The 11333-nt window shown below is 42.6% G+C and carries 8 protein-coding genes; 4 read left to right on the top strand and 4 right to left on the bottom strand.

Annotated elements, in window-relative coordinates:
* Positions 1 to 117: 117 nt before the first annotated feature.
* Positions 118 to 3096: a hypothetical protein gene (locus PNC201_RS10185; RefSeq protein ID WP_233525159.1), complete on the top strand. Its 2979-nt coding sequence runs from the start codon at positions 118 to 120 to the stop codon at positions 3094 to 3096.
* A 251-nt stretch (positions 3097 to 3347) separates the two neighbouring features.
* A complete protein-coding gene (topA, locus tag PNC201_RS10180) occupies positions 3348 to 5993 on the top strand; it encodes a type I DNA topoisomerase (RefSeq protein ID WP_010373951.1) in 2646 nt (881 codons plus the stop codon).
* Positions 5994 to 6201: 208 nt separating this feature from the next.
* On the opposite strand, the gene PNC201_RS10175 is transcribed toward topA, so the two are convergent.
* Positions 6202 to 6447 carry a hypothetical protein gene (locus PNC201_RS10175; RefSeq protein WP_010605025.1) on the bottom strand — a complete coding sequence of 82 codons (246 nt, stop codon included), beginning with the start codon at positions 6445 to 6447 and terminating at the stop codon, positions 6202 to 6204.
* 173 nt (positions 6448 to 6620) lie between these two features.
* On the opposite strand from PNC201_RS10175, the gene PNC201_RS10170 reads away from it, so the two are divergent.
* Positions 6621 to 7181, top strand: coding sequence for a TIGR00645 family protein (locus tag PNC201_RS10170; RefSeq protein ID WP_010605024.1), 561 nt, complete (start codon positions 6621 to 6623; stop codon positions 7179 to 7181).
* Between the two features lie 120 nt (positions 7182 to 7301).
* On the opposite strand, the gene PNC201_RS10165 is transcribed toward PNC201_RS10170, so the two are convergent.
* The 3 genes from PNC201_RS10165 to PNC201_RS10155 are packed head-to-tail and all read right to left on the bottom strand — an operon-like array spanning position 7302 to position 9756.
* The gene (locus PNC201_RS10165) at positions 7302 to 8555 is read right to left on the bottom strand and encodes a hypothetical protein (RefSeq protein WP_010605023.1); all 1254 of its coding nucleotides are present in this window, start codon (positions 8553 to 8555) and stop codon (positions 7302 to 7304) included.
* Positions 8552 to 9385 (bottom strand): ABC transporter ATP-binding protein, encoded by an 834-nt coding sequence (locus PNC201_RS10160; RefSeq protein ID WP_102056975.1) that lies wholly within the window; start codon positions 9383 to 9385, stop codon positions 8552 to 8554. Before PNC201_RS10160 ends, PNC201_RS10165 begins: the two co-directional genes overlap by 4 nt.
* The gene (locus PNC201_RS10155; protein ID WP_010605021.1) at positions 9385 to 9756 is read right to left on the bottom strand and encodes a GntR family transcriptional regulator; all 372 of its coding nucleotides are present in this window, start codon (positions 9754 to 9756) and stop codon (positions 9385 to 9387) included. The genes PNC201_RS10160 and PNC201_RS10155 overlap by 1 nt, the downstream gene beginning before the upstream one ends.
* 89 nt (positions 9757 to 9845) lie before the next feature.
* On the opposite strand from PNC201_RS10155, the gene PNC201_RS10150 reads away from it, so the two are divergent.
* Positions 9846 to 11330 carry an alpha/beta fold hydrolase gene (locus PNC201_RS10150; protein ID WP_102056974.1) on the top strand — a complete coding sequence of 495 codons (1485 nt, stop codon included), beginning with the start codon at positions 9846 to 9848 and terminating at the stop codon, positions 11328 to 11330.
* The last annotated feature ends 3 nt before the right edge of the window (positions 11331 to 11333 follow it).

Here is an 11333-nt window from a genome sequence, read left to right as displayed (position 1 = left end):
TTTCACGACAGAAAATCTACCTAATCTAATAAAAAATTGTGATTTTATCGATAAAATTGGGTTACTATTGAACAATAATAAAATTAACTTAGCTAGGGAGATAGGTGAATGCCCTTGATGCGCTATTTTAGCATACTGATGCTAGCATTCTTACTGACCGCGTGCGGTGGCGGTGGCAGTATTCAAAAAGATACAGATAATGGTGATGATGGTAGCGATGGCACTTATGCCATTACGCTTTCAGGAGCGGATACTAGTGGTAATTCTACGAATACACTTTCATCTTCATCTCCTTTAGTAATCACTGCCACGTTAACAAAAGATGGTAGCCCTCTGGCAAATAGTCGAGTCGTTTTTGAGAGCGACGAATTTGCAACCATGGAACCCAGCTCAGGGTCTGTCCTTACCAATGATGAGGGTAAAGCGTCAATTACTCTAAAAGTAACTGCTACTGTAGGTGCTGGACGTATTACGGCGACTTACACTCAAGGCGATAATAGTGCAACGGGATCTTTTGATTTTACTTCTCAAGGTGGCGGCGATGACGGCAATGTAACAGCGTCTGCAAAACTTGAGGTCATGCTATTAAGTAAATGCCCTGCTGGATGGGATGATAGCCGAGATCAGGCCATGATAGATCCTATCGCTGCTGGGTGTACTCGCGTCAATCAAGTATCGTCAAACGAGACGGCTGATGTATTCATCAAAATGACATCTAGCCAAACTGGCGATGCTATTGCCAATGGGTTAATTAGCGCTGAAACTACTTTAGGGACTATTTTACCATCGACAGGCACTGCGTTGACGGATTCTTTTGGTATTGCAATCTTAAAGTTTCAGCCTGGTAACCAAGGTGGCGCAGGTACCATTACCGTAAACTCTCCAGATTATGTCGATGTCACTCAGGCTATCAATTTTAATGTTGGTGTTGCTCAGTTGAATGTTACGATTGACAACGGTTTGGTGGATAGCAATGGCGTCCAACAAAAGCTTTCCGCAGGTGGAAGTACGGTTATTACTGTGACACTGAAAGATCAGAATGGGGCATTAATCAATAGTGCTGTTGAAGTTGCATTTAGCTCAGCTTGTTCTATAGCAACCCCTGCGCTGGCCGAATTAGATGAAACGGTAAATACCTCCAATGGCTTCGCCCGCTCTACTTACCGTGCAAAAGGTTGTCAAGGCGAAGATAGAATTTCTGTTACTATTCAAAACGGCAGCTCTCCAATAAATCAAGAAACAATTATTGAAGTGGACAGTGCACTTGCACAAGCGGTACAGTTTTTACCTGAGGAAGATGGATTTAATCAGTTTATTGCTTTACCTCCAGGTGAAGGCGGTTTACCAACCCAATCTGTTGTGAGCTTTAAACTGGTAGATGAAGATAACCTTGCAATTCCACGTGCTCGAGTCGACTTTAGGTTGTCAGATGAGCAAGGTCTTGCATCGCTGACGCAAATTACCGGAAACACCAATGCAAATGGTATTGTAAGAACGACTGTTAAGTCTGGTATTGTGCCAGGTCCGCTCGTTGTTAGTGCATGTTATATCCCTGAAGAATCTTACGCGAATTTACCTGATGGTGATGCGATTACCTGTTGGACGGATATCGCCAAAGCATGTAATGATGCAGATGCATCAAACGACGATGCTCGTTGTCCTACAGGCGTAATGCATACTATTGAGCTAAGTGAGCAAATATTTGGCGTATCGTCAGGGTTAATTTTAAGCTCAGGTGTCACAGATCAGGATACGTTTGATGCCTCCCCTGTTACATTCAATACCAACTCGCTTAATTATAATGGGGTAACAACAAATATTACCTTGTTCTTTGGTGATCAATTCAATCAGTTTAATGCTGATGGTGTCGCTGCAACTGTGATTGCTGAAGCTGGTGCTATTGGTAGTACTGAGTCTGAGGACACTTATGATTGTAGAACGAATAATGCTGCTTGTACTGTGGTATGGCGCAGCCAAGGAGATAGACCTTTCTATGAATATCGTTGGGGTAACCGCATTGGTGATATAGATGGCAATGCGAATACCTTTGAAGCGGTAGCGCCTAGGCTAGCAGCTACATTATCAAATACTCAAAAGCAAGACTCAGCTAATTGGAACTGTGACCCATATTTTGGTAGTGCTGCACCATGTATTAATGGCATGCTACGACAAAAAGACGCTTCGTCGGGCGACGATGCTGCAACTGCGCTTAGACGAATTGTAATGGGTGGGCGTGTAAGTGTGTTGGCTTTTGTTAAAGGCCAAGAAAATTTCAGAGATGAGCAATCAAGCGGTGGTGTAGAGCGCCGTAATGGTCGATTTGATATTGGCGAATATCGCCAAGAGTTTGACCTTACAGAAGCATTCCTAGATACCAATGAAAATGGTCGCTTTGATAAAGAGAATTGTGATTCTGCCGCAAACACTGGACCTTGTTCTCCAACCGGAACTGTAAATGGCGGTCATGACGATTGGTGGATGGATAGCAATAACAATGGTCGCTTTGATTTTGATAACGATGGTAACGGTGTTTATGAAGGGGACGGCAAGTATAATGGCTTGCTTTGTTCAGAAGCCGCTGAAGTTGCAGGAGAATGTACGAAAGAGCTAGTTAATGTATACAGACAATTTGAATTGATAATGTCTGGTGATAATGCTTTTGTGCGATTTACAGTGCCGGCTGCGCTTGCAGGTTCGAATACGTGCCCAAGTGGCAATGGCTTAGTGCTTGAACCATCTGGAGTAGAGGGAATGTGCGATCTCGCCGGTGTAGATTTTACGGCAGCAGGTAGCCCTTCAGCTGTTCCTATTACAATTTATTTCACTGATGAGTTTGGTAATCCGCTTCCGGCTGGCACAGAAGTCGAGATTTCAACAAATAACGGTGAATTAACCAGTGGAAGTGTGTCTGGCACCTTAGGGAATTACACAAGTGACAAGCCAAACTTCTTCAACGTTACGTTGGCGAGGGAAGCTGAGCCAAACAACAAACTTTCTGGTGTATTAGGGATCAAATTTACTTTTCCAGCTTTGGGAGATGATGATGACGAACGAAAGACACAATCAATAGGAATAAGCGTTACAGACGCAGGATAATTCAACAAATGCCAACTTTCGGGTTGGCATTTTTGTTTCTATTCCTTTATATTCCCGTGCCTTAACCTTATATATATGAATGCGTCCCTAAATTGGCTGAATATTGTACACAAATTGGATAATAATTCGGTGATCAGGGAAAAGTTAGTATTTTTAGCTTGTAACAATAGGTGTTTGTAGATATACCTATAAGTAATTTAACGCCCAAGTAAGGGCAAACATCAGACAGAATCGGTCAAAAATAGGCAGCTATGGGCAAATCGCTAGTAATTGTAGAGTCTCCCGCGAAGGCAAAAACAATCAATAAATACCTCGGCAAGGATTACATTGTTAAATCCAGTGTAGGCCATGTTCGAGATCTTCCTACCTCAGGGGCAGGTAAAACGAAAGGCTTGGCAACTAAGTCGCCAGCTGAAGTACGTAAAATGTCACCTGAAGAAAAAGCGCAATATAAAAAGCAAAAAGATTATGCAAATTTAGTTGCGAGGATGGGGATTGATCCTGAGAAGGGTTGGGAACCGCATTACGAAATTTTGCCGGGTAAAGAAAAAGTAGTTCAAGAACTACAAAAGCTTGCTGAAGATGCTGACCATATCTATCTCGCAACCGATTTGGATAGAGAAGGGGAGGCCATTGCTTGGCACCTTGAGCAGATTATCGGTGGCGATGAGAGCAAGTATAAGCGTGTGGTCTTTAACGAGATCACCAAAAACGCGATAACTCAAGCGTTTGAGGCGCCTGGCGACCTTAACACCGACATGGTATATGCGCAGCAGGCAAGACGATTCCTTGACCGTGTTGTTGGCTTTATGGTGTCCCCGCTGCTTTGGCAAAAAGTAGCAAGAGGGTTATCGGCAGGTCGTGTACAATCTGTTGCTGTGAGATTACTTGTTGAACGAGAGCGTGAGATTAAAGCGTTTATTCCAGAAGAGTTTTGGGATATTCACGCTGATGTTAAAGCAACAAAAGATGATATTCGCCTAGCGGTTACTAAGTTTAAAGGCGAAGCATTTAAGCCAGTAAATAAAGCGCAAGCTGATACAGCCGTACAAGTGCTTGAAAACAGTGCTTACGAAGTAGTCAAGGTTGAAGAAAAGCCAAGTAAGAGTAAGCCGAGTGCGCCATTTATTACCTCGACAATGCAGCAAGCGGCAAGTACTCGTTTAGGCTATGGCGTAAAGAAAACCATGATGTTAGCGCAGCGTCTATACGAGGCGGGTTACATCACCTATATGCGTACAGACTCGACGAATTTATCAAACGATGCGTTAGAAATGTGTCGTGGCTATATCGATAGTGAATTTGGTAGTAAGTATTTACCAGAAGCACCGCTGCGTTATTCCGCAAAAGGCAACGCACAAGAGGCGCATGAGGCAATTCGTCCTTCTGATGTGACAATCTTATCCGGTCATTTAGACGGCGTAGAGGCTGATGCTAAGAAGCTCTATGAGCTTATTTGGCGTCAGTTTGTGGCGTGTCAGATGATGCCTGCAGAGTATGACTTAACGACGCTGACCGTCGCTGCGGAAGATTACACGTTAAAAGCGAAAGGGCGCGTGCTACGTTTTGATGGTTGGACACGTGTACAACCAGCCGTTCGTAAGAAGAATGAAGAAGAGCAGGCGCTTCCAAGTGTTTCAGTTGGCGACAAGCTTGATCTTATTGCAATTGATCCTAAGCAGCACTTTACTAAACCACCAGCACGTTTCAGCGAAGCAAGCTTAGTTAAGGAATTAGAAAAGCGTGGTATTGGTCGTCCGTCTACCTATGCTGCTATCATTTCGACGATTCAGGACCGTGGTTATGTTCGAGTTGAAAACCGCCGTTTTTACGCTGAAAAAATGGGCGAGATCGTTACTGACAGACTCGTTGAGAATTTCAATGATTTAATGGACTTTGACTTTACCGCCAAAATGGAAGGTCGCCTTGATGATATCGCAGAAGGTGAACGCTTATGGACGCAGGTACTTGATAAGTTTTACGCCGACTTTTCTAACCAGCTAGAAATTGCAGCTGGTGATGAAAGTGAAGGCGGCATGCGACAAAATGTGATGGTCGAAACAGACATAGATTGTCCTACATGTTCACGTAAGATGGGTATTCGTACTGCTTCTACTGGGGTATTCCTTGGCTGTACAGGCTATAACTTACCGCCAAAAGAGCGCTGTACTACGACAATTAATCTCGTGTCAGGTGATGAAGCGGTTGCCGCGGATGCGGATGAAGAGGCGGAAGCCGAATCTCTTCGTCATATGAAACGTTGCCCAATTTGCGAAACAGCAATGGATTCATATCTTATTGATGAAACGAAAAAACTCCATGTATGCGGTAATAATCCTGCATGTAAGGGCTATGTCATTGAGACAGGTGCATTTAAGATCAAGGGCTACGATGGACCACTGATTGAGTGTGACAAGTGTGGCTCGGATATGCAGCTTAAATCTGGCCGTTTTGGTAAGTATTTTGGTTGTACAAATGAAGACTGTAAAAATACACGTAAACTATTGAAAAACGGCGAAGCTGCGCCACCGAAAGAAGATCCAGTTCCGCTACCGGAACTAGAATGCGAAAAATCGGACGCGCATTTTGTGCTTCGAGATGGCGCTTCAGGTATTTTCTTAGCGGCGCACACATTCCCGAAATCACGTGAAACACGTGCTCCTAAAGTATCAGAGCTAAAACGCTTTAGAGATAGAATTTCACCTAAATTCTATTATCTGGCTGATGCGCCTGAGCAAGACTCGGATGGTAATCCTGCGATTGTTCGTTACTCTAGAAAAACCAAGACACAATATGTGATGACAGAAGTGGATGGTAAAGCGACGGGTTGGAAAGCGACGTATAGCAATGGTAAATGGGTAGAAGAAGAGAAAACTACCAAGAAAAAGAAAGCTTAACAGCTAGCCAAACATCGATAAGCGTCTTCGGATGCTATGGATATTTTGTCCAAAATGTTATTAAAAACAAAAGGCCGTTCAACGTATTGAGCGGCCTTTTCATCATGAATGCCATCACTTAATTAAGCGAACTGGTATTATACCAATTACACTAATTCTCCAAGCAATTTGAAGGGTGAAATAACTCATTTACTTAAAACAAATGGTGTTATTTAATGTTTACGTCTTTGACTTTTTGATAGCCAGTTGCTTCTAGCTCGTCGTTAACGCAATTCAAAACATATTTTTTCATCTCAGATGCTTGTACATCATCATCTTTTGCCCAATCAAGGCACATTTGAGTTAACTCTTGAACCAAATCTGCAGGCGCGACTGGTAACTCTTCATCCGCTTGTACTTGTACACAAGCAAAAAGAGATAGAGCGATGATTAATGATGAAACTAAGGTTTTCATTCGTGTTACCTGTTAGTTGAAAGAACAAGCATGTTTTAAAGCAAAATTTAAAATAAGGAAAACGAATTAATTTTCTCCTTAAGAGCAGAAAATTGATTCAAATTTACATTAATAAATGGTGAGAAATACAAGCGTTGATGCTACATTTAAAGGTTAAGTAAAACTAACTAAACATGGTGAAAATCAAAAACATGGAGCAAGAAACTAAGTCTGCGAATGAGCAATTTAATCGTTATGAATATCTCTTAGAAAGAACCTTATTTAAAGGAAGATGGCTGTTAGCGCCTTTCTTTGTTGGCCTACTGCTCGCGATTGTGTTGTTGTTACTTAAGTTCTTTAAACAGCTTTATGTGATGACCATCAGTGCGCTTACGGCGACAAACCAAGAGTTACTCATTGGTATCTTAACATTGGTTGATACGGCTTTACTGGCCGGGTTGTTGATCATTATTATTTTTAGTGGCTACGAGAATTTCGTTTCTAAGCTCAATGTTGAGCCCCAAGAAGATAAGCCGACTTGGATGGGAAAGGTTGGCTTCTCGGGCCTTAAAATCAAATTGATCAGTGCCATCGTAGCAATATCTGCGGTAGAACTACTCAAAGTCTTTATCCATTCTCAAGACTTAACCAGTGAGCAGCTTGCTTGGAAAGTAGGCATACATATTACTTTCGTGATCTCTGGGGTGTTGTTTTCGGTTACCGACTTTATTAATAGTCGAACCCACTCCCATTAAATATAGCGGATAAAAAGAGTGATAATCGACTTATGCTCACTATCACTCTTTTATTCTTATTAGCACAGTCTTTGGTTCGTGCTACGCCTATATGAGCAACATCTCGGATCCGAGCACGTCTTAGTCAAACTTTCTATTACTGTAAAGGAGCAATGAAGTGGCTACCACAACATAGCCCAATAACAGATATAGAGTGGCAACTGAGTGTTCGTGATTTAACAGGTAAGATTTAAACGCACTATGTAAAATGATTACGAACATGCACGAAAGTGACAACGTAAGGGCGCTCGTTATGATGCTCCCTAGTGCAACGCAAAGAATAAATCCTGCAACCGAGCCGATAAATATCATAAGGTAGAAAACCACAGTCTCAAATGTGGTAAGGAAGCTGCAAACCAGCAGTACTGTAAGTTGAAACAAAGATAAGCAAAAGCCAAGCTTAACTGCTGCAACGTGATAGGCCTGTTTAATTGATTTTAGGCTTGAATAGACAGGTAATAGATAGAGCTGGTCCCATGTCATTTTTGTTTGTAGTTTGGACCAACAGACAAAAATAGCGACCATCAAAACAAGCATATCGGTAAAGCCAGTGATAAATTGAATTGTGACTCCAAAAAAGCCGACTGCCACAATGGCTAAAAGCCCAGAGAGAAAAAATATTTGACAAGTTTGTATCAACAGGTTGCCTGAAAAATAGCTCATCGGCATAAAAAATTGCCTAAACCGCTGAGTGAGGAAATCAGGGGTAAAGGTATTACTCGGGAGCCAGCCAGTCTGTATATTATTTATGTAGGTTTGATATGCCAAATGATGCCATTGACAGTTATTATTTCGTGTAATCAGCAGATAAACTGCCACTAATATGAAGGGAATGGCGAGTAGTGCTAAAACTTGTGGAGTATCACCAAAAAACATAGCGAGCATGAGTACGAGCATGAAAACGTAGCTATTATGTTTAAAATAAAAGCTATTTCGAATACATAATAAAAAGAAACTACCACCAAAACTTGTTGCAAACAACATGGCATAAGCAACTTCTGGCGCGGGGCGGTTGAAAAGAGCGAGTGCATTGAACATGTAGCCAACGACTAGTATTACAAGTCCTTGTAAGTATACGTGCCGTTTAATTGCAGGGAATAGTAATGCGCTTTCCTGTGCTTGTAATTTCACTAACTGCCAGCAAAAAGCCATCCATAAGGCGCTGATAGCAAAGACCAAGCTAAATGTTTGTATGTTTTGCTCTTCTATTAAGGTTAATAATGGTGTAGCAATAGAAGCTAAGATCCCCGGAATGAAAAAATTTGCAGAGCCACACTCTCGTAACCAAAAGCCGGAAAACCCTGTCCACCAATTGCGCCGAGTTAACGTGCTCATGTGTGTAGCTCCACAAAAAGTTGTTCAAGGTTGCTATGGCTTTGCTGTAGGTCCGTTGGCCAATTTGAGCCGTCTTGAGCTTGGTAAATGCTAAAACGTTCAGATTGGTGAAGCAGCTCTGCTGATGGAAGGTTGCTTGTAAGGTGATGCGGAACAAGTCTAATCTGTTCCTTCAGTGTATCTAGTTCGCCAGTAACCAATACCTTACCATCTTTAATAATAGCAATATGACTCGCGACGCGCTCAACGTCAGATGTAATATGCGAGGAGAAAAGTACACCAGAGCCGGACTCAAGCGCTAGCTCAAATAAGTCCGACATAAATTCTCGGCGTGCGATGGGGTCGAGATTTGAAACAGGCTCGTCAAGGATCAGTAACTTAGGTCGATACGACATCGCCATTATCAGCGCTAAGCTTTGTTGCTGACCAACTGAAAGGTTACTTACTAGCTTGTTTTCGTCTAACTCGAAGCGAGAAAGCCACTCTTGTTCTAGCGTATTATCCCAATTTTGATAAAAGCTGCGGTGCAGTGCGAGGGCGTCTTTGACTTTAAAACCTTGATAACCACAGGGTTGCTGTGGCACATAGCCAATTTGGCTCTTGCATGTAGGACTCAGCTCTAGATTGCTGCTGTTGAGGCAGCTAACTTCACCACTATTTTGTTCGATTAGTCCAAGTGCAATTCGCAGTAGCGTAGTTTTACCTGCACCGTTTCGTCCCAGTAGACCCATAACCATACCAGGTTCAATAGTAAGGTTTATGTTTTCAAGAACAGACTTGTCGGAAAATTGTTTATGGATTTTGGTGAATTGTAGTAGTGGGCTTGTCATTATTCTTGTCCCCAGTTTTTATCTATCAATGATATCAACTCAACCTTGGTGATCCCAAGTTGTTTCGCATCATTAATTAAAATATCTAGGTTTTTGTTGAGCAGACTATCGGTCTGTTGTGTGGTTGGCTGTTGTGCTACTCGTGTCGGCTGACCGCGTCTTCGTTCAAGCCAACCTTGATCGACAAGTTGCCCGATTGCTCGAGAGACAGTCATCGGATTTACCGAGAAATGTTCAGCTAGCTTTCTTACAGAAGGTAGCTCTTCTCCGGCTTGTGCTTTACCTGACACAATTAAACGCACTACCTGATCAAATAGCTGCTTATAAATCGGCTCTGCGCTGTTGGGGTTGACATGAATAAGATCTAGCATTACTCTAATTCTACTGTATTAATACAATAATACACTGATACACTCACTTAAAGTTAGCATACTGACCGTGAGTCAACAAGGAAATAACTATGAAAAAGCCATTTAAGTTTAAGAAAAGCTTAGTAAAGCTAGCGCTGCTTCCTTTCGTTTTAGGAACTGTGCTGCCATTACAAGCAGCAGCATCAACAGCAGAATTATCCGCTTGCTATGCAAAGGGGCTCGATGATAGAGCACAATGCGGCAAAATCTCACAACCATTAAGTGAAACCAAAACAGAACAAAAAATTGATATTCACTTTATGGTTATTCCTGCAATAAAACAGCTTTACCCACAAGAAGCGATTATTGCGTTTGCAGGGGGGCCTGGACAATCAGCCACCGAAATCGCAGCAAATTTTGAAAGGATCCTTAAATACGCTAGAGAAAGTAGAGACATCATACTTGTTGACCAACGGGGAACCGGAAAATCCAATCTATTGCAATGTGATATGGATAACCTTGAACAACAATTTGCGCTAAATGATACCTTGCTGGGTCTCGATTTTTACAAAGAAGATGCCCTAAAGTGCAAAGAAAAACTAGACACAGATCTTTCCGATTACACAACTGTTGCGGCAGCAAAAGATTTTGACGCGGTAAGAACCGCACTCGGTTATAGCAAGTTACACTTATACGGTGGCTCATATGGAACACGCATCGCACTTGAGTATATGAGACAGTTCCCTGATAGTGTTGCATCGGCCGTGTTAGATGGTCTTGCACCCAATAACCAAAGTTTAATGGCGATTGGTGGCGCGATAGAAGAGTCATTGAACGCCCTATTTGCACAATGTGAAGCCGATAAAAAGTGTGCAAATAATTATCCTAATCTAAAGCAGCAATGGCAAAGCTTGCTGGAGCAAGTTGGGCAAACGCCGATAGAGGTTTCTGTGCTTCACCCTAGAACCAGTAAACCGCTCGCAATGACGATGACCAAAATGAAGCTATTTAGCGCGATTAGGATGGCGCTTTACTCTCATACCTCCCGAGCATTGGTGCCGCTTGCGATTAGTGAAGCGACTAAAGGTAACCTTGCTCCTCTAGTTGGCATGATGGCACCAAGTGAAGACGGCCTTGGATTGGCCATGGGGATGCATCAGGCAATTGTATGTGGAGAAGATTGGCCACGATTAACGGCTGCGGACAAAGCGAAATATGGTGAAAACTATATGGGTAAGATGATGATTACAGGGTTGGATGCGACGTGCCCAATTTGGAATGTGAGTCCGGTGTCGAGTAGTTACTATGAACCCGTTGCGTCCGATATTCCAACCTTACTACTTTCTGGCGGATTAGACCCAGCAACGCCTGCTCAGTGGGCCGAAGTTGCGATGGAAAAACTAAGCAATGCCACACACTTAGTTGCACCAACGGCAACGCATATTGTCGCAGGACAAAGCTGTGCTAATAAGCTTATTGCTAAGTTTTACGATGAAAAGACAGTGGGAGACTTTGATACCAGTTGTCTTGAAGAAGACACACGCAAACAATTCTTTATGAACATCAATGGCCCTGCAACAGCTGATAAGGAGTAACTC

This window comes from Pseudoalteromonas sp. NC201 (genome assembly GCF_002850255.1).
Lineage (GTDB): Bacteria > Pseudomonadota > Gammaproteobacteria > Enterobacterales > Alteromonadaceae > Pseudoalteromonas.
Note: the sequence above shows the minus strand (reverse complement) of the source record. Positions and strands in the feature narration are given on the sequence as shown.